The sequence below is a fragment of the Streptomyces sp. NBC_00376 genome (assembly GCF_036077095.1).
Classification (GTDB): domain Bacteria; phylum Actinomycetota; class Actinomycetes; order Streptomycetales; family Streptomycetaceae; genus Streptomyces.
This window is the reverse complement of the sequence record NZ_CP107960.1, coordinates 3,844,346-3,865,103: the sequence shown is the minus strand read 5'-3', so window position 1 is coordinate 3,865,103 and position 20,758 is coordinate 3,844,346. Positions and strand designations below refer to the sequence as shown.

The 20,758-nt window shown below is 72.0% G+C and carries 22 protein-coding genes and 1 pseudogene; 10 read left to right on the top strand and 13 right to left on the bottom strand.

The annotated features are described in order from the left end of the window. Positions 1-30 precede the first annotated feature (30 nt). The 3 genes from OG842_RS17345 to OG842_RS17335 all read left to right on the top strand — a co-directional run bounded on the left by OG842_RS17345 (position 31) and on the right by OG842_RS17335 (position 2,244). Entirely contained in the window at positions 31-648 is a 618-nt protein-coding gene (locus OG842_RS17345) for a hypothetical protein (protein WP_328512310.1), read from the top strand. A 240-nt stretch (positions 649-888) separates the two neighbouring features. Further along, positions 889-1,473 (top strand): isochorismatase family protein, encoded by a 585-nt coding sequence (locus OG842_RS17340; RefSeq protein ID WP_266730682.1) that lies wholly within the window; start codon positions 889-891, stop codon positions 1,471-1,473. Between the two features lie 120 nt (positions 1,474-1,593). Further along, the gene (locus tag OG842_RS17335; protein WP_266730681.1) at positions 1,594-2,244 is read left to right on the top strand and encodes a hypothetical protein; all 651 of its coding nucleotides are present in this window, start codon (positions 1,594-1,596) and stop codon (positions 2,242-2,244) included. Between the two features lie 72 nt (positions 2,245-2,316). Here the strand turns inward: OG842_RS17335 and OG842_RS17330 are convergent, their stop codons facing one another. Continuing rightward, on the bottom strand, positions 2,317-3,252 hold the full coding sequence (locus OG842_RS17330) for an oxidoreductase (protein ID WP_266730679.1): 936 nt from the start codon (positions 3,250-3,252) through the stop codon (positions 2,317-2,319). 104 nt (positions 3,253-3,356) lie between these two features. On the opposite strand from OG842_RS17330, the gene OG842_RS17325 reads away from it, so the two are divergent. Further along, the gene (locus tag OG842_RS17325; protein WP_266733645.1) at positions 3,357-3,959 is read left to right on the top strand and encodes an acyl-CoA-like ligand-binding transcription factor; all 603 of its coding nucleotides are present in this window, start codon (positions 3,357-3,359) and stop codon (positions 3,957-3,959) included. A 27-nt stretch (positions 3,960-3,986) separates the two neighbouring features. Here the strand turns inward: OG842_RS17325 and OG842_RS17320 are convergent, their stop codons facing one another. Next, positions 3,987-4,754, bottom strand: a complete 768-nt coding sequence (locus OG842_RS17320) for a class I SAM-dependent methyltransferase (RefSeq protein WP_328512309.1) — start codon at positions 4,752-4,754, stop codon at positions 3,987-3,989. Positions 4,755-5,084: 330 nt separating this feature from the next. Here OG842_RS17320 and OG842_RS17315 point away from each other — a divergent pair, with 330 nt between their 5' ends. Together OG842_RS17315 and OG842_RS17310 are read left to right on the top strand one after the other, a co-directional pair. Next, on the top strand, positions 5,085-5,720 hold the full coding sequence (locus tag OG842_RS17315; protein WP_266730676.1) for a TetR/AcrR family transcriptional regulator: 636 nt from the start codon (positions 5,085-5,087) through the stop codon (positions 5,718-5,720). Between the two features lie 47 nt (positions 5,721-5,767). After that, positions 5,768-6,391: a helix-turn-helix domain-containing protein gene (locus OG842_RS17310; RefSeq protein WP_266730675.1), complete on the top strand. Its 624-nt coding sequence runs from the start codon at positions 5,768-5,770 to the stop codon at positions 6,389-6,391. Positions 6,392-6,415: 24 nt separating this feature from the next. On the opposite strand, the gene OG842_RS17305 is transcribed toward OG842_RS17310, so the two are convergent. Both OG842_RS17305 and OG842_RS17300 read right to left on the bottom strand, forming a co-directional pair. Further along, positions 6,416-7,045 (bottom strand): histidine phosphatase family protein, encoded by a 630-nt coding sequence (locus tag OG842_RS17305; protein WP_328512308.1) that lies wholly within the window; start codon positions 7,043-7,045, stop codon positions 6,416-6,418. A 22-nt stretch (positions 7,046-7,067) separates the two neighbouring features. Next, positions 7,068-7,754 (bottom strand): GDSL-type esterase/lipase family protein, encoded by a 687-nt coding sequence (locus OG842_RS17300; protein WP_266730673.1) that lies wholly within the window; start codon positions 7,752-7,754, stop codon positions 7,068-7,070. Positions 7,755-7,812: 58 nt separating this feature from the next. Here OG842_RS17300 and OG842_RS17295 point away from each other — a divergent pair, with 58 nt between their 5' ends. From OG842_RS17295 to OG842_RS17285, 3 genes and pseudogenes are all read left to right on the top strand, one after another. Continuing rightward, the gene (locus tag OG842_RS17295; RefSeq protein WP_266730672.1) at positions 7,813-8,811 is read left to right on the top strand and encodes a WD40 repeat domain-containing protein; all 999 of its coding nucleotides are present in this window, start codon (positions 7,813-7,815) and stop codon (positions 8,809-8,811) included. A gap of 4 nt (positions 8,812-8,815) precedes the next feature. Further along, positions 8,816-9,334, top strand: a pseudogene (locus tag OG842_RS17290) (GNAT family N-acetyltransferase); the annotation flags it as partial. Positions 9,335-9,397: 63 nt separating this feature from the next. Continuing rightward, on the top strand, positions 9,398-9,802 hold the full coding sequence (locus OG842_RS17285) for a DUF4259 domain-containing protein (protein ID WP_266733644.1): 405 nt from the start codon (positions 9,398-9,400) through the stop codon (positions 9,800-9,802). Here OG842_RS17285 and OG842_RS17280 read toward each other — a convergent pair whose 3' ends face one another. The 8 genes from OG842_RS17280 to OG842_RS17245 form a co-directional block, all read right to left on the bottom strand. Further along, on the bottom strand, positions 9,803-10,342 hold the full coding sequence (locus tag OG842_RS17280) for a Uma2 family endonuclease (protein ID WP_266730671.1): 540 nt from the start codon (positions 10,340-10,342) through the stop codon (positions 9,803-9,805). A 66-nt stretch (positions 10,343-10,408) separates the two neighbouring features. Further along, positions 10,409-11,527 carry a phosphoserine transaminase gene (serC, locus tag OG842_RS17275; protein WP_266730669.1) on the bottom strand — a complete coding sequence of 373 codons (1,119 nt, stop codon included), beginning with the start codon at positions 11,525-11,527 and terminating at the stop codon, positions 10,409-10,411. Between the two features lie 96 nt (positions 11,528-11,623). After that, entirely contained in the window at positions 11,624-12,832 is a 1,209-nt protein-coding gene (locus OG842_RS17270) for a cytochrome P450 family protein (protein ID WP_266730668.1), read from the bottom strand. After that, complete coding sequence (locus OG842_RS17265; protein ID WP_266730667.1) at positions 12,829-14,109, bottom strand: cytochrome P450; 1,281 nt, start codon at positions 14,107-14,109, stop codon at positions 12,829-12,831. The genes OG842_RS17270 and OG842_RS17265 overlap by 4 nt, the downstream gene beginning before the upstream one ends. Beyond that, on the bottom strand, positions 14,106-14,759 hold the full coding sequence (locus OG842_RS17260; protein ID WP_266730665.1) for a GTP-binding protein: 654 nt from the start codon (positions 14,757-14,759) through the stop codon (positions 14,106-14,108). The genes OG842_RS17265 and OG842_RS17260 overlap by 4 nt, the downstream gene beginning before the upstream one ends. Further along, positions 14,740-15,105: a DUF742 domain-containing protein gene (locus OG842_RS17255; RefSeq protein WP_266730663.1), complete on the bottom strand. Its 366-nt coding sequence runs from the start codon at positions 15,103-15,105 to the stop codon at positions 14,740-14,742. Before OG842_RS17255 ends, OG842_RS17260 begins: the two co-directional genes overlap by 20 nt. After that, the gene (locus OG842_RS17250; RefSeq protein ID WP_266730661.1) at positions 15,102-15,539 is read right to left on the bottom strand and encodes a roadblock/LC7 domain-containing protein; all 438 of its coding nucleotides are present in this window, start codon (positions 15,537-15,539) and stop codon (positions 15,102-15,104) included. The genes OG842_RS17255 and OG842_RS17250 overlap by 4 nt, the downstream gene beginning before the upstream one ends. Then, a complete protein-coding gene (locus OG842_RS17245) occupies positions 15,536-17,089 on the bottom strand; it encodes a sensor histidine kinase (protein WP_266730659.1) in 1,554 nt (517 codons plus the stop codon). The genes OG842_RS17250 and OG842_RS17245 overlap by 4 nt, the downstream gene beginning before the upstream one ends. A 293-nt stretch (positions 17,090-17,382) precedes the next feature. On the opposite strand from OG842_RS17245, the gene OG842_RS17240 reads away from it, so the two are divergent. Continuing rightward, positions 17,383-20,283, top strand: coding sequence for an FAD-binding and (Fe-S)-binding domain-containing protein (locus OG842_RS17240; RefSeq protein ID WP_266730657.1), 2,901 nt, complete (start codon positions 17,383-17,385; stop codon positions 20,281-20,283). On the opposite strand, the gene OG842_RS17235 is transcribed toward OG842_RS17240, so the two are convergent. Further along, the gene (locus OG842_RS17235; RefSeq protein ID WP_266730655.1) at positions 20,284-20,694 is read right to left on the bottom strand and encodes a VOC family protein; all 411 of its coding nucleotides are present in this window, start codon (positions 20,692-20,694) and stop codon (positions 20,284-20,286) included. It abuts the gene before it with no gap. Between the last annotated feature and the right edge of the window lie 64 nt (positions 20,695-20,758).

The window sequence follows — 20,758 nt, the reverse complement described above, 5'->3', positions numbered from 1 at the left end:
CGACCCGACCGTGGCCGGTAGCCTCGCGCCATGGGGGTCGACATAACGGTGCTGATCACCGACTGGTCATGGCTGGGCGAAGTGCCGCCGCGCGAGCGGCTGTCCCGGCTGGAGAACGCCTGGGACGCCGACGAGACGGGGCTGTGGGACCACGACGCCCCGGAGGTCGATGGCGACTGGAAGTGGCCGCAGGGTCCGAACAGCGGCCGCTTCGCCGTCTACGAATTCCTGCACACCCTGGGCTCGTACAAGCCGCACTTCTGGGCCACGCACCGCTGGGAACACGTGCGGGACCACGCCGATCCGCTGTTGCGGGCCGGGCTGGACAGCTTCCTGCTCGGGTTGATCTGGGACGGCGTGGACGGCGAGTCGGGGCGGACGGACCTGGACTTCTTCGCCGACGACCCGGGAGGCACGTACGGCCTGATGGTCGCCCGGTCACCGCGGAGCGTCCGGGAGCTGGTCGCGACCTGGGAGGGCGTACGGCCACGGCTCGAAGGCCTGCGCGAGGCGTTCGACGAGCACGCCGCGGTACCCGACGGCTGGATCGCCGACTTCGACGAGTTCGCCCGGCTGCTGGCGGAGTGGGGACACGTCCTCACCGAAGCGGCCGGGCGGGGCTGGGGCGTCGTGGGGCTGAGGGCTTAGGGTCTTTCGTTTGGATCAGGCCGGATCAGGGAGCGGCGTCTGGTGCGTGCGATCGCAAGGCGGAGGAGGGAGTCAGGGCGGCGCCCTGGCGACCGACGACAACGCGGCGAGTGTGCGTGCCATACCTCGCGAGCCCGGCATGATCCAAACGAGAGGCCCTGGGGCGGGGCGGCGGGCGGCCCTGGGGCAGGGCTCCAAAACGGGTGGAGGCGCACCGGTGCCGCCGGACATGATGACGGCATGAGCGATCGCGCACTTCCCGTACAGGCACTGCTCGTTGTGGACGTCCAGGCGGACGCGGTCGTCGGTGAACGGGCGGTGCCCGGGGCGGACCGGCTCGTGGACCGGACGGCGGGGCTGATCGCGCGGGCGCGGAAGGGCGGGGCGCTCGTCGTCCATGTGCAGAACGACGGGCGGCCCGGGACGGGGGACGAACCGGGCACGCCCGGCTGGGAGCTTCACCACCGCGTCGACGCCTCGGACACGGAGGTCGTGATCCGCAAGCTCAGGGACGACGGCTTCCACGGGACGCCGCTGGACGGCCTGTTGAGGGACGCGGGGGTGCGGGCGCTCGCCGTCTGCGGGGTGATGTCCGAGATGTGCGTACAGGCGACGGCCCGTACGGCGCTGGAGCTGGGGTACCGGGTCGTCATGCCGCACGACGCGCACGCGACGCACGACATCCCGGCCGCGCCGGGGATCAGTGGCCCCGTCCCGGCCGCCGCGGTCTCGCGGGTCGCCGAATGGGCCCTCGGCAGCGATCTGGAGGTCGTGGCGCGCGCCGCCGACGTGGAGTTCGCCGCTCCGGTCCCGCAGGGAAGCTGAATCCGCCGGAGCGGGAACCGTGGCGCCCGGTCCTGTCGTCATCACGCGCGCGCCACCATGCGCGGGCCACGCCGAGTGCTTGTGCGGGCCGCGCCACATACCCGAACTTCAAGGAGCAGCATGAGAGTCAACGGCAGCACGCACCCCCACGGCGGCAGCCGAAACAGCACCGTTCCCCCCGCGCGACGCGGCTCTCGCAAGGCTCTCCTGAACGGCTCGAAGGCGGTGCTGGCCGTCGCACTCGTCCTGGGGGCGGCCACCGCCTGCAACAAGTCGTCGAGCGACGGGACCCATGAGGCCAAGGACTGGAAGGTCGGCGACTGCGCCGGTCCCGACAGCAGCAAGAAGGACGCCTACCAGCCGCTGGACTGCGACGACTCCAATGCGACGCTCAAGGCCCTGGAGATCAAGGACGGCGCCATGTTCGCCGACTCGATCCAGTGCCCGGCCGGCACGGACGCGATCATCTCGGTGAAGGTCTCCTTCGGTTCCGGCGACGCAAGCACCGGCATACCCAGCAAGACCATCTGCGGCCGCAACCTGAGCGGCGACCACCCCGGTGACGCCGGTGCGGGCGGCGGGCAGCTGGTGAAGGGCGACTGCGTGAACGACCAGGCCAAGGAGGTCGCCTGCGCCGGTGGCGGCAGCAATGTGAGCAAGGTGCTCGACCTGACGAAGACCGCCGAGCTGTGCCCGGCCGGCAGCAAGCCGCTGGAGCTGTTCCCGAGCCCGGGACGGCCGTACGACGCCATCTGCACCGGCAAGGTTTGACCGTACGGAACAACGCCGCGGCCGGTGAAGCACGCGCTTCACCGGCCGCGGTGCGTCGCGGTGCATGAGGGCCTAGACCGGCGCAGGGAACGTGAACCGGACGCCGGTCAGCCGCTCCGACAGTTCCCACAGGCGGCGGCCGGTCCCGGCATCCGCCGCCTCGGGGGACAGCCGCACCCTGGTCGGCCCGCCGCGCAGCTCGGCCGGGCCGTCCGGCCCGATGAACTCGCCGCCCCGCACGTCCGGGTGGGTCGCCGCGTACAGCTGCGGCAGGGCGCCGCGCGCGGGGGTCTGGGCGAGCGGGGTGAGCAGGCGGCCGTACAGCAGCTTCACCAGGCCGACCGGTGCGCTCGTCTGCAGGCTGGTGGAGGTGTAGCCGGGGTGGGCGAGCAGGCTGAGCACCGGGCTGCCGGACGCGGTCAGCCGCAGGTGGAGCTCCCGGCCGAAGACCGCGTTGGCGAACTTCGACTGGTTGTAGAAGCCCATCGGCGAGTACCTGCGCTCGCCCGAGAGGTCGTCGAGGAAGAGCCGCCCCTGCCGGTGGTTGGCCGAACTCACCGTGACCACGCGGGGGTCGCGCCCGGCGGACAGCAGGCCCAGCAGCCGCCCGGTGAGCGCGAAGTGGCCCAAGTGGTTGCAGGCGAACTGGAGTTCATGGCCCTGCGCGCTCAGTGACCGGGGCGGCGCCATCACTCCCGCGTTGTTGACGAGCACGTCCAGCCGTGGGTGTTCGGCGTGCAGGCGGTCGGCGAAGGCCCGGACCGATTCCAGGTCCGCCAGGTCGAGCCGGCGTACCTCCAGGCGGGCGTCCGGCTGTCCGGCGGTGATCTCCCCGGCCGCCCGGCGGCCCTTCTCCTCGTCGCGTACGGCGAGGATCACGTGCCCGCCCCGGAGGGCGAGCGCCCGCGCGGTCGCCAGGCCCAGGCCGCTGTTGGCTCCGGTGACGACGGAGACCCGGCCGGTCTGGTCCGGGATCTGCTCGGTGGTCCACTGCTGTTGCCGTGTCATGTGACACACGTTGCCCCTGCTGGCACTCGGTGTCAAGATGCGTCTGGGTGTCATGAAGGGCATGGGGTTACCATTGGTGGGTGAGCTCTCGCCCCGAAGTGACCATGGCCCAGCGCAAGCGCCTGCTCGTCTCGGGCGAGCTGACCGAAGCCGCGCTGCAACTGCTGGCGTCGAAGGGGTTCGACGCGGTCACCGTCGACGAGATCGTCACCGCCGCCGGTGTGTCCAAGCGGACGTTCTTCCGGTACTTCGCGTCCAAGGAGGACGTGGTCGTCCAGTTCCTGGCCGACATGGGCGCCGGTATGTGCGAGGAGCTGGCGGCCCGCCCCGCCGGGGAGCGCCCGTCCGTGGCGCTGCTGCGCGCCGTCTCGGTCTCCTTCGCCGCCTGCTCCCACCCCGACCACGCGGAGCGGGCGCTGCGCGTGGTCCAGCTGATCCTGCGTACGCCCGCCCTGCGGGCACGCTTCATGGAGCGTCAGGCGCAGTGGCGCGATGATCTGACGGCGGAGCTGACGGACCGTACGGGGCTCGGGCCCGACACTGATCTGTACCCGCAGCTGGCCGCCGGAATGGCGCTGGCCGCCTTCGACGCCGTGCTGCGGCGGTGGAGCGACAGCGATGGCGCCGAGGACCCGGCCGCGTTGCTGGACCGGGCCTTCGCCGTGATCGCCCCGGCGCTGGACGCGGGCGGTGCTGCGGCTTCCTGATGCCGGGGCCGGGCGGGCCCAGGCAGGTCAGGTGGTCTCTGCGGCGGGCCGGCGGAACAGGGCCGTCCAGAGGAACGGTTCGCCGAAGAGCGGGGAGTCGGACGGCTCGTCGTGCATCCGGCGGAGCTCGATCTCCGTCAGACCGGAGAAGATCCGGCGCAACGACTCCGGCGTGTAGGCGAGTCCGCCCTGGAGCCCGCCCCGAAGTCCCTCCCGGTCGTAGAAGGCATCGTCGGGGAGTTCGGAGCCCATGCCGCCCTCGCCGGACGCGAAGCAGGTGAGGGCGAAACCGCCGCCGGGGGCGAGGGCCCGGTCGAGCAGGGCGAGGTAGCTGATGCGGCGGTGCGGCGGCAGGTGGTGGAAGCAGCCGGAGTCGTGGACCAGGTCGTACGGGCCGGACAGCGTCGGCTCCGTCGCCGCGAGTTCGAAGACGTCGCCGTGGTGGAACCGGACGTCCGCCCCCGCCTCGCGGGCACGGTCCTCTGCCCAGGCTAGGGCCGACGGGGAAAGGTCCACCGCGTCGACCTCGAAGCCCAGGGACGCCAGATGGATGGCGTTGCGACCGGGCCCGCAGCCGAGATCCAGGACGCGGCCGGGGGCGATCAGCCCGCGCTCGACGTACGAGACGAGGTTCTCGTCCGGCTTCGCCACGAAGAACGGCACGGGCTTCTCCCGGTCCGCGTAGAAGCCGTCCCACCAGGAGCCCGCGTCGGCCGTCCACCGGTCGGCGCCCCGTGCGAACAGGCCGTCCATGAGCCGCAGTACGTCATCCGTCGAGCGTATGTTCCGGTCCATGTGGACCCCCTTTCCACCTGGGGAAATCGTAGATTCACAAGGCGGCGCGGCCCAGTTGGGCAGAGCCCGGCGAACCCGCCCGGCGCCGGCCTGGCAGGTGGGAGGGACGGGGCCGACAACCCCGCCCGTACGGTCCCGTCACGGGGGCGGGGGCGCCTGCGCCGAGGCGTGAAGGGGCAGTTCTCGCGCCCCCCGAGGGTTGTTTCTCGGGGAGTTCCGGAGGCGGGGGAACCTGGGAAGTGATGGAGTCCTCAGTGCGTGGCGGACCCACCACCGACCGAGAGGAGCGGGAAGAGTGGGGGCAGCGGTACGGACGACGAAGGAGGACCGATGACGGGTGTCGTGGTGAGCCGACGGAACGGGGTCAAGCAGCCCATGGAGCTCCTGGGATCCCGGGACCGACTCCTGCGGGCGGGGCGCGAGTTGTTCGGTGCGTACGGGTACGCGCGCACCGGCGTCGAGGAGTTGTGCGCCCGCGCGAAGGTGCCCTCCCATGTCTTCCATCAGGAGTTCCTCTCCCGGGAGGTGCTGCTGATGGCGCTCTACGACGAGGTGGCGACGCACGGGCTGCGCGCGGCCGAGAACGCCCTGATGGCGGAGGGCATGGAGGACTGCCCGACGACGGAACGGGTCCGGCGGCTCTTCGAGGCCTACGTGAAGGCGGTCACCGAGGACAAGTGCGCGGCGCGGGTGGCCTTCGTCGAGGTGCTCGGGGTGAGCCGGGAGGTGGACAACCACCTCGCGACCTGGCGGGCGATGTGGATCGAGTTCCTGACGTCCGAGGCCGAGCGGGCCGTGCGCCGGGGCGAGGCGGTGGCCAGGGACCACAAGGTCACCGTCACGGTGCTGAACCACGCGGTGGACGAACTCATGGCCCACCACGGCCGACGGCCCCGCCAGGTCGACGCCGAATGGCTGACCGACGAACTGACCCGGCTCTCGCTGGCCATGATCCTGTCCTCCTGACGCGCCCGGTTGCCACGTCGGCAAACAGTGGGGACATGATGGGGCCCATGGCAGACGGCGCGGAGCACGCGGAACGACCGGACGACGAGATCACGACCGTCCTGACAGGCGTCGGGCCGCGCCTGCGTGCCCTGCGCCAGGAACGCGGCACGACCCTGGCCCAGCTCAGCGAGACGACCGGGATCTCGCTGAGCACCCTCTCGCGCCTGGAGTCCGGCGGCCGCAAGCCCACGCTCGAACTGCTGTTGCCGCTGGCCAAGGCGTACGGGGTCCAGCTGGACGAACTGGTCGGCGCCCCGGCCACCGGTGACCCGCGCATCCACTTCCGCCCCTTCACCCGCGACGGCATGACGTTCGTGCCGCTCACCCGGCACCTGGGCGGGCTGCACGCGTACAAGCAGATCCTGCCGGGCGGCCGAGGGTCCACGGGGCCGCTGGAGCAGCGGGTGCACGAGGGGTACGAGTGGCTGTACGTGCTGGCGGGGCGGCTGCGGCTGCTGCTGGGCGAGCACGATCTGGTGCTCACGGCCGGTGAGGTCGCCGAGTTCGACACGCGTACGCCGCACGCGTGGGCGAGTGCCGGGCCCGATCCGGTCGAGTTCCTCAGCCTGTTCGGGCAGCAGGGGGAGCGGATGCACGTGCGGGCCCGGCCCTCCTCGAACGACGGTTAGGGCATGTCCCGGGGAGGCCCCGGCTCAGACCCGCAGTTCCGGCGGGAAACCCGTCCAGCACAGCTCGTCGGGCAGATGCCGCATGTCGTTGGAGACCAGGACCGAAGCCGGGCGGCCCGGGGCGTAGCGGATCACCGTCAGTGAGGCATTGCCGTGGTTGAGGCCGAGCCAGCGCCACTTCGGTGCGTCCATGGCGTCCCGCATCAGCCAGGACACCAGGAAGCTGTGGGTGACGACGAGTTCGTGGACGTCCTCGTCGCCCTCCGGCGGACCGGTGAGCTCCGTCAGGGCGCGGCGCGCCAACTCCGGTCCCCGCAGCCGCTCTTCGGCGGTGCACGGTTCCAGGAACCGCATGAAGCGGTCGGCGCTGTCGGCGGGCAGCTCCGCCCGGTCCGGGAAGTGCGGCACGTAGTCGTCGGCCGTCTCGGTGACCCGGACGGGGACGCCGTCGAGCTGTCCGCCGATCAGCTTCGCCGTCTCGGCGGCCCGGGTCAGCGGGCCGTGCCGCACCACCGAGATCGGGTGCTCGCGCAGCCGCCGGCCGAGCAGCTGGGCCTGGCGGCGGCCGGCCTCCGTCAGCGCGCTGCCGTCGTCCTCCCCCGCCGCCTCGCCGTGCCGGACGAGATAGAGGTGCCGGGTGGCCGTTCCTGTCATGTCGGTTCCCTTTCGTGACGGCTCACGGCCGGGCCGTGTACGGGCCGCCCAGCCCCCACGCCTGATGCATCGCGTCGGCGAACGCGCCCGCCAGCGCGTGCTCGCCGGTCGGGCCGGGATGCGTACCGTCGTAGGTGTCGTCGTGGATGTCGTAACCCGGGGGGCGGGAGGCCAGCAGGACCGGGGACATCGGGTCGTCCAGGTCGGCGACGGCCTTCGCCAGGAGTTCGTTGAAGCGGTCGCACTCGGCGGCGAACGGGGCGTCCGACTCGGCCCGGATGTTCGGTATCACGGGCATGAGGACCATCTTGACGTGCGGGTTGGCGGTGCGCGCCGCCGTGATGAACGCCCGCGCGTTCAGGGCGGTCCGGTCGCTGTCCGTGTAGAACCCGAGATCTATCAGGCCGAGCGAGACGAGCAGGACGTCCGTGCCGTGCCCGGCCACCGTGTCGGCGATCACCGGGGCCATGTGCAGCCAGCCCTCGCCCCAGCCGGCCAGATGGGCGCGGGCCCCGGCGGGGAAGTCCGGCGCGCCGTACTCGTGACTGACGGGGGCGCCCGCCACCGTGTCGTAAAGCGCGCTGCGCGGCCCGACGATCGCGAACGGCGCACCGAGGGTGGAGGTGAGGTGCTGCCACATCCGGTAGCGCCAGGTGAAGTCGCCGGCGCAGCCGATGGTCATGGAATCGCCGACAAACGTGAACCGCATGGCGTCATCATCGCGGATCACTCCTGCCGCCTGCGACGTGACGATGGACACTTGTGCCATGCGTTCGTACCTGACTGTGCCCGGAGCCGCCGCGCTGCTCCTCCTGTTCGCCGGGGCGGCCCCGGCCGTGGCCGACGACGGGGCCGACCGGAGCTTCACGATCGAGGACCCCCGGATCACCGAGTCCAGCGGCCTCGCCGCGAGCCGTGCCCACCCCGGCATCTACTGGACGCACAACGACAGCGACGACGGGCCGTACGTCTACGCCGTCGACTCCCGGACCGGGAAGACCGTCGCGACCATCACCATGAAGGGGGTGGGCGAACCCCGCGACGTGGAGGCCATCTCGCTGGGACCGGACGGCGATCTGTACGTCGGTGACATCGGCGACAACCTGAACGGCAGCTGGGACCACGTCTGGATCTACCGCTTCCCGGAGCCGAAGGAACTGAAGGACGCGACGGTCCGGGCCACCCAGTTCGACGTGAAGTACGCGGACGGCCCGCGCAACGCGGAGGCGCTGATGGTCCACCCGAAGACCGGACGCGTCTACATCGCGTCGAAGAACGAGGACGGCGGCGGGCTGTACGAGGGCCCCGAGAGACTGACCACCGGCGCCGCCAATGTCTTCCGGCGGGTGGGCGAGGTGCCGTGGGTGACGGACGGTGCGTTCTCGCCGGACGGCAAGGAGCTGGTGCTGCGCTCCTACTTCAGCGCCCGGGGCTACGCCTTCGAGAACGGCAGGCTCGGCGCCGACCACGCGGTCTCGGCCCCGCTCCAGCGGCAGGCGGAGTCCGTGACGTACACGGCGGACGGCTCGGCGCTGATGTTCGGCTCGGAGGGGCAGCAGAGCGATGTGGAGCGGGTGGACGTGGAGAACGGCGGGGGCAGTGGCGGCGGGCAGTCGCCGTCCGGGGGCGGCGACTCGTCGGCCTCGTCCGCCGGGGCGGGGAACGGGGGCTCGGGGGACGTGAAGGGGACGACCCTGACCGGGGTGCTCGTGCTCGCCGGGATCGGATTCCTGGTCTTCAGGGGGCGGCGCCGGAAGGGAAACTGAGCGAATGAACCTCGAACCCGAGCCGTTCGGCACCGCGCGGCTGGACGCCCTGCCGCTGCGGGTCGCGTACGCGGACGAAATGGCGGCGGTGCTGGGCGACCCGGCCCTGCACACGTACACCGGAGGCGCCCCGGAGACCGCCGACGGGCTGCGGGCCCGCTACCGACGCCAGACCGCCGGCTCGCCGGACCCCGGGGTGCGGTGGTGGAACTGGGTGCTGCGGGTACGCGATGAGGGCCGGCTGGCCGGATACGTCCAGGCGACGGTGGACGTGCCGGGCGCGGAGGCGGAGATCGCCTGGGTGGTCGGGACACGGTGGCAGGGGCGCGGGTACGCGAGTGAGGCCGCGGCGGGGCTGGTGGCCCACCTGCTGGGCACGGCGACGGGGTCGGGGTCGGGGCCGGTGCGTACCGTCCTCGCCCATATCCATCCGGACCACGATGCCTCCGCCGCCGTGGCCGGCGCGGCGGGACTGGTGCCGACGGAGGAGTGGTGCGACGGCGAACGGCGCTGGCAGCGAACCGCCGTTGTCAGTGGTGGATGTGAGAGTGGCCCACGTACGGACAGCACTTGCGGAGGGAACCTCATGGGCACCTGGGACACCGGCCATTTCGACAACGACAGCGCCGCCGACTTCTCCGGGAAGATCGACGACAAGCCGGCGGCGGAGCGGGAAGCGGTGATCCGTGACGCGTTGACCGCCGCGATCGAGGCGGACTACCTGGACAGCGACGAGGGCGCTCCCGCCGTCGCGGCGGCCGCGCTGGTCGCCTCCCAGTGCCCTGGCGGTGAGCCGGTGACCACCCCGTACGGCCCCGACAATCCCCTGCCCGTCCTCGCGACGGACCTGCGCCCCCTCGCGGTGAAGGCCCTCGACGCGGTGCTGGGCGAGAATTCGGAGCTGCGCGAGCTGTGGGACGACGCGGGGGACAAGGAGTGGGCCCCGGGCATAGCCCGGCTCCGGGAGGTGCTGGTGGCGGCGGCCGGGTGATCAGGCGCGGGGGCGGCCGGCCCGGACGAGCTCGTCGACGTCGAGGGTCACCGGGGCGCCGATCGACTCGGGGAGGGTGACGGTCTGCCCGGGGGCGTACATCTGGTGGCTGTCGTAGCCGCCGCCGATGGGCTCGGTCAGGGCGTGCACCCGCCCGTGCCTGCGGTCGGTGATCACGTACACCGGGATCTTTGCCTCGGCGTAGGCAGCGACCTTGTTGCGCAGGTCGTTGTTGTAGTTGCTGGAGGTGACCTCCAGCACGAGGCGGAAGACGGCGGGGTCGTAGCAGTTGTTCTCGACCAGATGCTCGTCGAGATCGGCGTCGACGATCGCCGGGTCGGGGATGGCGTAGTCCTCGAGGCCGCCTGGGAGCCACAGGCCGATCTTCTGGAGTACGTCGGTTTCCTCACCATCGAGGCCTGCGGCAAACAGATGAACCATGACATCGGTCAGCACCTTGGCGTGCCGGGCGTCCGCGAGCGGGGCGATGGTGATGATGCCTCCGACCCGGGCGCCCGCGCCCCTGCGGCACTCCGCCACCCGACCGAGTGAACGAGGAAGGGCCCCGCGCAAACGGCGCGGAGCCCTTCCTCGTACGGGTACTCGTTACAGCTTCTCGATCACGTAGTCGATGCAGGCGGTCAGCGCCTGGACGTCCGACGGGTCGATCGCCGGGAACATCGCCACGCGCAGCTGGTTGCGGCCCAGCTTGCGGTACGGCTCGGTGTCGACGATGCCGTTGGCGCGCAGGGCCTTGGCGACGGCGGTGGCGTCGATCTCGTCCGCGAAGTCGATCGTGCCGATGACCTGCGAGCGCTTCGCCGGGTCGGTGACGAACGGGGTCGCGTACTTCGACTCCTCGGCCCAGCCGTACAGGTTCTGCGCCGAGGCGGCCGTGCGGGCGGTGGTGAAGTCCAGGCCGCCCTGGGTGTTCATCCAGGTCAGCTGCTCGTTCAGGAGGAACAGCGTGGCCAGGGCCGGGGTGTTGTACGTCTGGTTCTTCAGGGAGTTGTCGATCGCCGTGGGCAGCGAGAAGAACTCCGGGATGTGCCGGCCCGAGGCGTGGACGCGCGCGGCGCGCTCCAGGGCCGCCGGGGAGAAGACGCCGATCCACAGGCCGCCGTCGGAGGCGAAGGACTTCTGCGGGGCGAAGTAGTAGACGTCCGACTCGGTGATGTCGACCGGCAGGCCGCCCGCGCCGGAGGTGGCGTCCACCAGGACCAGGGAGCCCTCGTCGGCGCCCGCGACGCGCTTCACCGGAGCGGCGACACCGGTCGAGGTCTCGTTGTGCGTGAAGGCGTACACGTCGACGCCCGCCTCGGCCCGCGGGTCCGGGTGGGTGCCCGGGTCGGAGGCGATCACGGTCGGGTCGGCCAGCCATGGGGCGAGCTTGGCGGCCTTCGCGAACTTCGACGAGAACTCGCCGAAGTTGAGGTGCTGGGACTTCGTCTCGATGAGTCCGTGCGTCGCGATGTCCCAGAAGGCGGTGGAGCCGCCGTTGCCCAGGATCACCTCGTAGCCCTCGGGGAGGGAGAAGAGGTCGCGCACGCCCTGACGCACCGCGCCGACCAGGTTCTTGACCGGGGCCTGGCGGTGGGACGTACCGAGAAGAGACGTGCCGGTGGCGGCGAGCGCGTCGAGCGCCTCCGTCCGCACCTTGGAAGGACCGGCGCCGAAGCGTCCGTCGGCGGGCTTGATGTCAGCGGGAATCTGGATATCGGCCACGAACCGGAGCGTAGTGCCTCCCGGACACGGCCGAGCACCGTGTCCGTCGGATGAGACACCCGCGCCGGTCCGTGGACGGCGTACGGGGAGTGCCGGTCAGCCCAGATCCACCGGCAGGTCATGCAGGTCGTTCTGGGTGACGATCGGCTTGTTCCGCAGCTCGGACGCGGGCACGGCGAGCTCCAGCTCCGGGAACCGCTCGTACAGCGCGGGCAGTGCCACGCCCGCCTCCAGCCTGGAGAGCGCCGCACCCGGGCAGACGTGCGGGCCGTGGCCGAACGCGATGTGCCGGTTGGGGGAGCGGGTGACGTCGAAGTCACCGGCCGTCGGACCGTGGTGCGCCTCGTCGCGGCCGAGCGCGCCGAAGGAGACGATCAGCGCCTCGCCCTTGGGCAGGACCTTGTCGCCGACCTCGACGTCCTCGGTGGCGAACCGGATCAGGACGTGCGACGTGGGGGTGTTCCAGCGCAGGGTCTCCTCGATCACGTTCTCCCACGGCACCTGACCGCCGAGCACCTGCTCGCGCTGCTCGGGGTGGGTCTGGAGCGCGACGACCGCGTTCACGATCAGGCTGATCGTGGTCTCGTGACCGGCCGCGATGATCAGCTGGAGGGTGTTGACGATCTCCTCGTCGGTGAGCTGGTCACCGTTCTCGGAGGCCTCGATCAGGGCGCTGGTGAGGTCGTCGCCCGGGTTCTTCCGCTTGCCGTCGACGATCTTCGTGAAGAGCTCGCCGAGGTCCGCCATCATCTGCGGGACCTCCGCCGGCGGGGTCTGCGTCGAGAAGAACTTCTCGAACAGCTCCTTCAGCCGCGGGTGGTCCGCGCTGTCCACGCCCATCAGCTCGCTGATCACGTTCATCGGCAGCGGGTAGGCGAACTCCGCCTTCAGGTCGACCGGCTCGCCCTTCGGCAGCGCGGCCAGCCGGTCCAGGCTCGCCGTGGTCAGCGCCTCGATGCCGTCCCGCAGCCGCTCCACCCGCTTCACGGTCAGCGCCTGCGCGACCAGGGTGCGCAGCCGGCGGTGGTCGGCGCCGTCGACCGTCAGCATGGAGCGGCCCGGGTTGGCGAGGCCGATCAGCGGCCAGTCCATCGGTATCTCGCCGCGCTGCCAGGCGTTCCAGACATTGATGTCCTTCACGATCCGGCTGTCGGTGAGCAGCTGCCGCGCCTCGGCGTGGTGGGTGACCGCGTAGCAGTGCACCCCGCCGGGCAGTTCCACCTCGGCGAGCGGGCCCGCGGCGCGCAGCCGGGCGCTCTCGCCGTCGAGGTCGGTGACGAAGGGGTCGAGCGCGATCCGGGTCATCTCTGGCCTCCGGTGGCGGATTCCGTGGTGGGGCCCAGGGCGAGCGTGGGCGTGAAGGTCAACGGCAGGTCGGTCAGGCCCCGCAGCCACGGTGAGGGGCGCCGGGTGAGCTGCTCGGCGGGGACGGCGAGGTCGATGTCCGGGAGCCGGTCGAGCAGTACCTCGATGCCGGTACGGGCGATGACCTCGGCGGTCTCCTGGGCGGTGAACGGGCAGCGGTGCTCGCCGTGGCCGAAGGAGAGGAACGCGTTGTTGCCGCCGGTCATCTCGGAGCCGTCGGTGCGGACCTGCGGGTCGGCGTTGGCGGCGGCGATGCCCAGCACCAGCAGGTCGCCCGCCTGGATGTGGCGGCCGCCCAGGCGGGTGTCGCGCGAGGCCCAGCGGCCCGCGATGTTCTGCGACGGGGTGTCCTCCCACAGGACCTCGTTCATGGCCTCGGCGACGCTGTGCCGGCCGCCCGAAAGGGAGGCGGCGAACCGGTCGTCGGTGAGCATCAGCCGCAGCGAGTTGCCGATCCAGTCGGCGGTGGGCTGGTGGCCCGCGGCCATCATGACCATCAGGTCCTGGGCGATCTCCTCGTCGGTGAAGTGGCCGCGGTCGGCGATCATCCGCGAGGCGACGTCGTCGCCGGGCTCGGCGTGCTTGTCGGCCAGCAGCTGGAACATGGACGAGGCGAGGTGCTGCTGACCGGCCAGCGCCCGCTCCCGGCCGTCGATCATGTCGTTGAGCGAGCCGACGAGCGCGTGGGCGACGGTGTTGTCGAAGCCGTAGATCTTCGCCAGGACGAGGGCGGGCAGCAGCATCGCGTAGTCGGCGATGATCTCGGAGCTGCCGGTGGCGCAGAACCGGTCGATGAGACCGTCGGCGAACTCCTCCGCGTACCTCTTCAGCGCGAACGGGTCGACGGCCTCCAGCGCGTCGCTGATCATCGCGGCGCGTTCGGTGTGCCGGGGGCCGACCGTGTACAGGATCGACGGCTGCTTGCGGCCGATCATCGGCAGCAGCGGCCAGTCGTCGGGGATGCGGTCCCACTGGTTCCACAGCTCGGAGTCGCGGCTGAACAGCACCGGGTCGCCGGTGACCTGGTGCAGTTCGCGGTAGCCGATCACGAGCCAGGCCGGGATGTCGCCGTCGAGGACGATCGGGGCCACGGCCCCGTGGTCGCGGCGCATCTCCCGGTAGAGCCCGATCGGATCGGTCTGGAACCGGGAGCCGGAGAGCGGCAGGCGGCCCTGGGAGACGGGGCAGCCGGAGGATGGTGCCGGGGGCTGGGTCACGGGGTGGGCTCCGGGGTCATCTCCGGCGCGATCTCCGGACGGGCGGCGCCGGAGCGGGCGGCGGCCCCGCCCCGGGAGAGGGTGTGGAGGTACTCGACCAGCGTGATCAGTACGTACTTGCTGGACGAACGGTCCCGGGCGTCGCACTCCACCAGCGGCACGTCGTCCGAGAGGGCGAGCGCCTCCCGTATCTGCTGCTCGGTGTGGAGCGGGCCGCCGAAGTCGTTGCAGGCCACGATGAACGGCGTGCCGTGGTGCTCCAGCCGGTCGATCGCGTACCAGGAGTCGGCGAGCCTGCGGGTGTCGACGAGCACGACGGCGCCGAGCGTGCCGGAGAACAGCCGGTCCCACAGGAACCAGAAGCGCTCCTGGCCGGGGGCGCCGAAGAGGTACAGCACGGAGCGTTCGTCGAGCGAGATCCGGCCGAAGTCGAAGGCGACGGTCGTGGACGTCTTCGACTGCACGCCGTCGAGGTGGTCGACGGCCTCGCCCGCGCGGGTCATGGTCTCTTCCGTGTTCAGCGGACGGATCTCGCTGACGGAGCGGACCATGGTGGTCTTGCCGACGCCGAAGCCGCCGACGACGACGATCTTCAGTCCGTTGTCGGCCGTCGCCCGCAGGGCGGCACGGTCAGAGGTTGCGGAGTCCAACGAGCACCTGTTCCAGGATGTCGGGGTCGGGGAGCCGGTCCGCGACACGGGCGGTTCGGGGGTGGCGGGCGCTGATCCGTCCGGTGTCCAGCAGATCGGACAGCATGATCCGGACGATGCTGACGGGCAGGCCGAGGCCCGCCGCGATCTCCACGACCGCGGTGGGCAGCCGGCACATCTGCAGGATCGTGACGTGCTCCGACTGCATGCCGGGGGCCGGCTCGCACTCGGAGACCACCAGCGTCACCAGGTCGAACGCGTCCGAGTCGGACCGGCTGCGCCCTCCGGTGAGGGTGTACAGCCGGTCCGGATCGTCGTCCCGGCCGGGGCGGCGGGGGCGGGTCATCCGGCCGCGTCGGCGTCGGTGACCTCGGAGGCCGAGGGGGAGCGGGGCGGGGCGCTGAGGTGCTCGCCGAGCTGCTCGACGAGCTCGCTCATGTTGTGGCCGATGAGGCCGACGTCGGAGTCCTCGGAGGCGACGACCGCGAGATGGGCGCCCGCGCCCGCCTCGACGATGAACAGCACGCCGCCGTAGAACTCGGCCATCGCGGACCGTACGCCGCCGGTGCCGTCACCGAATTCGACGGACGCGCCGTGCGACAGGCTCTGGATACCGGCCGAGATCGCGGCCAGCTGGTCGGCCTGGTCGACGGAGAGCTCGGGGGTGCGGCACAGCTTGAGGCCGTCCCGGGACAGGACGAGGGCGTGACGAGTGCCGGGGGTGCGCTCCAGGAGCCCCTCCAGCAGCCAGTTGAGCTTCTCGTCGGTGGTGGCGGTCATCGGGTGTTGCCTTCTTCCGGGAGCGGGGAGTTGGCCCGAACAGCCTGGCGGAAGCTGCTGAAGCGGGCTGCTTGTTCCTTGGGGTCGGAGGTGCGGGGCCGGGAGGACGCGGCGCCGTCGGTGTGGGCGTTCGCGCGGGCCTCGGCGGCGGCGAGGGTACGGCCGCGGGGGCGCTTGGGCAGTCCGCTCTCGCCGAACCGGGGGAGGTTGCCGGTGGTCTCGGAGGAGGGGTCGGCCTGGGCGGGGTCCACCGGGGCGGGGGTGGCCGGTTCGGTGGGGGCCGGGGTGTGCCGGGCGTGCTGCGGGTCCCGGGCGTCGGCCGCGGCGGTCGCCGTCGTGGTTGTCGCGACCACCGACGCGGTGCCGTGCGAGGGCTCCGGTTCGGGTACCGGCCGGGTCGCCGGTTCCGCGGCCGGAGCGGGGACGGGGGTTCGGGTGAGGAGCTCCTGCGGGAGCATCATCAGGGCGCCCGTGCCGCCGCGCGCGGAGGGCCGGAACGAGACGGTCAGACCGTGCTTGCGGGCCAGCCGGCCGACGACGGCGAGGCCGAGCCGGGTGCCGGACAGCCCCGTCAGGTCCTGTTCGGTGGCCGACACCGCACGCTCGGCGCGGCGCAGTTGCACATCGCTCATGACCAGGCCGCTGTCCTCGACGGTCAGGACGATGCCGGCCGGCACCTCCTCGACGTACACATGGACCTCGGCCGTGGGCGGCGAGAAGTTGGCGGCGTTGTCGAGGAGTTCGGCGAGCGCGTGCATGACGCCCTCGGCGGCGTGCCCGGCGACCGCGACATCGCTGGTCGAGTGGAGCCGCACCCGCTGGTAGCCGCTGATCCGGCCCATCGCGCCGCGCAGGATCGACTCCATCACGATCGGCTTTGCCCAGCGCCGCCCGGAGCGGGCGCCGGTCAGCACGGCGATGGAGTCGGCGAGCCGGCCCGCCTGGGCGGTGCGGTGGTCGAGGTGGAGAAGATCGCCGAGCACGTCCTCGGCGGCGTGCCGGTGTTCCATCTCGCGCAGGTCGGCGAGCATGCTGGTGGCCAGGGCCTGCATCCGGCCCGCGGCGTTGGCGCAGGCGGCGACCGCGGCGGAGCGCTCGGTCTCGCTGTGGGTCGCACGGGCGGTGAGCCGCTGGTTCGCGGCGGTGAGCCGCTCGCTCTCGGCGGCGGCCTGCGCGGTGATCCGGGCGGTCTCGGCCTCGGCCGCGGACCTGAGCCGCGCCGTCTCGGCCGCCGCGGCGGACTTGATCCGGGCGGTCTCGGCGGTGAACCGCTGGCCCTCGGCCGCCGAGGCGGAGACGAGGCGGCTGATCTCACCGGTGAACCGCTGGGTCTCCGAGGCGAGCCGGGCGCGCAGGCGGCCGGCGTTGGCGCGGGCCTGTACGGCGACGGCCACGGCGGCCGACAGCAGCACGGCGGCTGCACCCGCCCCCCAGGCCAGCTCGGTCCGTACCGAGTCGGGGGCGGCGACGACCGCCCACAGACACAGGGATCCGGTGACGGCCAGCGATATCAGCAGGGCCACTGCGGTCGGCCGGGATGAGGGGCTCAAAGGGGAGTCCTTGGGGCGGACGGGAACGGACGGATCGGACAAGCGGGACGAACTGAATCGCCCGGATCGGGGCAGTTCAGGACATCGGGACTGGATGCGGAAACTGGAGCTGACAATTCCAAGGTAAGTCCTGGTCACTATATGAGAATTGACGCTCTCTTTGGGAAGAGCTTGTGGCGTTCTTTGTTACGTATGTGACTACGCGTCCGACGTATTCCGACGTATTGACGTATTCAGGGGAAACGTGCGGCGCCGGACGGCCGAGTGGCCCGATCAACGGCATCCTGGGCCGCATGGCCGCACATCAGAATCCGACGGAACGCGCCGAACTCGCACAGGCCCTGCGCACCGCGGTCCGCGGCGAGGCCGACTTCGGCACCACCGCCCGCGCGTTGACGACGATGGACGCCTCCAACTACCGCCGCGTACCGCTCGGCGTCGTCTCCCCGCGCGACGCCGACGACGTGGCCGCCGCCCTCGCGGTCTGCCGCGCGTACGGGGTGCCCGTGGTGCCGCGCGGCGGCGGCACCTCCATCGCCGGGCAGGCCACCGGCACCGGCGTCGTACTCGATCTCACCCGTCACCTGCGCCGGATCGTCGAACTGGACCCCGCATCCCGCACCGCCGTCGTCCAGCCGGGCGTGATCCTGGACGACCTGCGCGCCGCCGCCGCCCCGCACGGCCTCACCTTCGGCCCCGACCCGTCCACCCACAGCCGCTGCACGCTGGGCGGCATGATCGGCAACAACTCCTGCGGCGCGCACTCGGTCGCCTGGGGCACCACCGCCGACAACACGCACGCCCTGACCGTGACCCGCTACGGCGGCGACACCCTGCGCCTGGACCGGGGAACGCTCCCCGAGGCCCTGCCCGGCCTCCCCGAACTCATCCGCACCCACCTCGCCCCGCTCCGCACCGGCTTCCCCGAACTCCCGCGCCGCATCTCCGGATACGCCCTGGACGCCCTCCTGCCCGAGCGCGGCACCGACCCCGTCCGCGCCTTCTGCGGCAGCGAGGGAACGCTCGGCGTGGTGACGGAGGCGACCGTACGACTGGTCGAGGCGCCGGCCGCCCGCGCCCTCGCGGTCCTCGGCTACGCCGACGAGGCGGCAGCCGCCGAAGCCGCCCCCGGCCTGCTCCCGCACCACCCGCTCACCGTCGAGGGCATGGCCGCCGACCTCGTACGGGAACCGGCCGGGCTGCCACGCGGCGGAGCCTGGCTCTTCGTCGAGACGGGCGGCGCCACCCCGGCCGAGGCGCGGGCGCACGCCGAGCGCGTCCTGCGGGCGGCCGACGCCCTGGACGGCACCGTCGTCACCGACCCCGCCGGGCAACGGGCCCTGTGGCGCATCCGCGAGGACGCCGCGGGCACCGCGACCCGGATGCCGGACGGCACCGAGGCCTGGCCCGGCTGGGAGGACTGCGCCGTACCGCCCGCCCGCCTCGGCCCGTACCTCCGCGACTTCCGCGCCCTGCTCGCCGAGCACGGACTGCGCGGCACCCCGTACGGCCACTTCGGCGACGGCTGCATCCACGTCCGGATCGACTTCGACCTGCTGAGCCCGCCGGGCGTCGCCCGCTTCCGCCGCTTCTCCGAGGAGCTCGCGGACCTGGTCGTCGCGCACGGCGGCTCACTGAGCGGCGAACACGGCGACGGCCAGGCCCGCGCCGAACTGCTCCCGCGCATGTACGGCGACGAACTGGTGGCCCTCTTCTCCCGCTTCAAGGACATCTGGGACCCGGACGGCGGCATGAACCCCGGCATCCTCGCCCGCCCCGCCCGGCTCGACGAGAACCTCCGGTTCGAAGTGCTGCCGAGGCGCCCGGTGGACGTCGCGTTCGGCTACCCGCACGACGGCGGCGACTTCTCGGCGGCGGTACGCCGCTGCGTGGGCGTCGCCAAATGCCGTACGGCCCGGCCTGCGGGCACCGGCGTGATGTGCCCGTCGTTCCGGGCGACCGGAGAGGAGGCCCACTCCACCCGGGGCCGGGCCCGGCTGCTGCACGAGATGCTCGCGGGCGAGGCGGGCGAGGCGGGCGAGGCGGGCGAGGCGGGCGAGGCGGGCGGCGTGATCACGGACGGCTGGCGCTCGACGGAGGTACGGGACGCCCTCGATCTCTGCCTGTCCTGCAAGGGCTGCCGCAGCGACTGCCCGGTGGGCGTCGACATGGCCACGTACAAGGCCGAGTTCCTCCACCACCACTACCGGCGGCGACTGCGCCCGGCCGCGCACTACTCGATGGGCCGGCTGCCGCTGTGGCTGCGCCTGGCCGCCCCGTTCGCCCCCGTCCTCAACACCCTCGCCCGGATGCGCCCGCTCGCCGCCCTGGTCAAGCGGCTGGCGGGGATCGCCCCGCAGCGCACGATCCCGGTCCTGGCGCGGCAGACGTTCACCCGGTGGCTCGGAAGGCACCGGGGCAAGGGGACGGTGATCCCCTCCGACGACCACGTGGTCACCGTCTGGCCCGACACCTTCACCAACCACTTCTCGCCCGAGGTGGGCCGGGCGGCGGTCCGGGTCCTGGAGTCGGCGGGCCGCCGGACGCTGCTGCCCGGCCGAGGGGTCTGCTGCGGCCTCACCTACGTATCCACAGGTCAGCTGGACAAGGCCCGCAAGGTCATGCGCCGCACCCTGGACCGGCTGGGCAGTACGCTCGGCGCCCCCCTGGTCGTCCTCGAACCGAGCTGCGCCGCCACCCTCCGCACCGACCTGCCCGAACTCCTCCCCGACGACCTGAGGGCCGCCGAACTGGCCGCATCGGTAAGAACACTGGCCCAGTACCTGGAGGAGTACGCCCCCGACTGGCAGCCACCCCGCCTGAACCGCCCGGTCACCGGCCAGACCCACTGCCACCAGCACGCGGTCCTGGGCGACGCGGCGGAACGCCGACTGCGCGAACGGGCGGGACTGGCCGGCGAGTTGAGCGGCGGCTGCTGTGGCCTGGCCGGAAACTTCGGCTTCGAACGCGGCCACTGGGACGTGTCGGCGGCCTGCGCGGAGGAGAGCCTGCTGCCCTCGGTACGGGCATCGGAACCGGGAACGGCCTTCCTGGCGGACGGCTTCTCCTGCCGGACCCAGCTGGAACAACTGGGCGGCGTACGGGCACGGCACCTGGCGGAACTTCTGGCGGAGGGCCTGGACGAGGACCTGATGGAGGGAGCCGGGGAGGGGAGCGGGCCGGTGGCCGAGTGACTAGGAGGCGCGGCGCGACGCGAACCTCTCGACGGCCTCCGGAGTGACGGGCGTGAAGAAGTTGACGAGGTTTCCGTCGGGGTCGCGGAACAGCAGCGCGCGGTTGCCCCACGGCATCGTCGTCGGCTCCTTGACGAAGCCGGTGACGAACCCGGTCAGGTTCCGGTGGATGCGGTCCACGTCGTCGACGAGGAACTCGATGATGACGCTGCTGTTCGCCGCCGGCCGGGCCGACCCCGGGGCGAACAGCGGGACGGTGCGGTCGCTGCCGATCGCGAGCGTGGCGTGGGGCAGGCGCAGCTCCGCGAAGTCCTCGGTGGCCCGGTCGGCCGGCACCCCGGTGGTCCGCTCGTAGAAATCCACGAGGCGTGCGACGTCGGCGGTGATGATGCGGATCGAAACGAAATCCATGAAGTCTTCCTTGGTCTGCTCGATCGAAGGCGTCGTTGCCCTCACAACGTAGGACCAATAGAGG

Excerpts from the sequence above, each read along its gene's own strand:
- OG842_RS17345 (WP_328512310.1), top strand. The coding sequence starts at position 31 with ATGGGGGTCGACATAACGGTGCTGATCACCGACTGGTCATGGCTGGGC.
- OG842_RS17340 (WP_266730682.1), top strand. The coding sequence starts at position 889 with ATGAGCGATCGCGCACTTCCCGTACAGGCACTGCTCGTTGTGGACGTC.
- OG842_RS17335 (WP_266730681.1), top strand. The coding sequence starts at position 1,594 with ATGAGAGTCAACGGCAGCACGCACCCCCACGGCGGCAGCCGAAACAGC.
- OG842_RS17330 (WP_266730679.1), bottom strand. The coding sequence starts at position 3,252 with ATGACACGGCAACAGCAGTGGACCACCGAGCAGATCCCGGACCAGACC.
- OG842_RS17325 (WP_266733645.1), top strand. The coding sequence starts at position 3,357 with ATGGCCCAGCGCAAGCGCCTGCTCGTCTCGGGCGAGCTGACCGAAGCC.
- OG842_RS17320 (WP_328512309.1), bottom strand. The coding sequence starts at position 4,754 with ATGGACCGGAACATACGCTCGACGGATGACGTACTGCGGCTCATGGAC.
- OG842_RS17315 (WP_266730676.1), top strand. The coding sequence starts at position 5,085 with ATGACGGGTGTCGTGGTGAGCCGACGGAACGGGGTCAAGCAGCCCATG.
- OG842_RS17310 (WP_266730675.1), top strand. The coding sequence starts at position 5,768 with ATGGCAGACGGCGCGGAGCACGCGGAACGACCGGACGACGAGATCACG.
- OG842_RS17305 (WP_328512308.1), bottom strand. The coding sequence starts at position 7,045 with ATGACAGGAACGGCCACCCGGCACCTCTATCTCGTCCGGCACGGCGAG.
- OG842_RS17300 (WP_266730673.1), bottom strand. The coding sequence starts at position 7,754 with ATGCGGTTCACGTTTGTCGGCGATTCCATGACCATCGGCTGCGCCGGC.
- OG842_RS17295 (WP_266730672.1), top strand. The coding sequence starts at position 7,813 with ATGCGTTCGTACCTGACTGTGCCCGGAGCCGCCGCGCTGCTCCTCCTG.
- OG842_RS17285 (WP_266733644.1), top strand. The coding sequence starts at position 9,398 with ATGGGCACCTGGGACACCGGCCATTTCGACAACGACAGCGCCGCCGAC.
- OG842_RS17270 (WP_266730668.1), bottom strand. The coding sequence starts at position 12,832 with ATGACCCGGATCGCGCTCGACCCCTTCGTCACCGACCTCGACGGCGAG.
- OG842_RS17255 (WP_266730663.1), bottom strand. The coding sequence starts at position 15,105 with ATGACCCGCCCCCGCCGCCCCGGCCGGGACGACGATCCGGACCGGCTG.
- OG842_RS17250 (WP_266730661.1), bottom strand. The coding sequence starts at position 15,539 with ATGACCGCCACCACCGACGAGAAGCTCAACTGGCTGCTGGAGGGGCTC.
- OG842_RS17240 (WP_266730657.1), top strand. The coding sequence starts at position 17,383 with ATGGCCGCACATCAGAATCCGACGGAACGCGCCGAACTCGCACAGGCC.
- OG842_RS17235 (WP_266730655.1), bottom strand. The coding sequence starts at position 20,694 with ATGGATTTCGTTTCGATCCGCATCATCACCGCCGACGTCGCACGCCTC.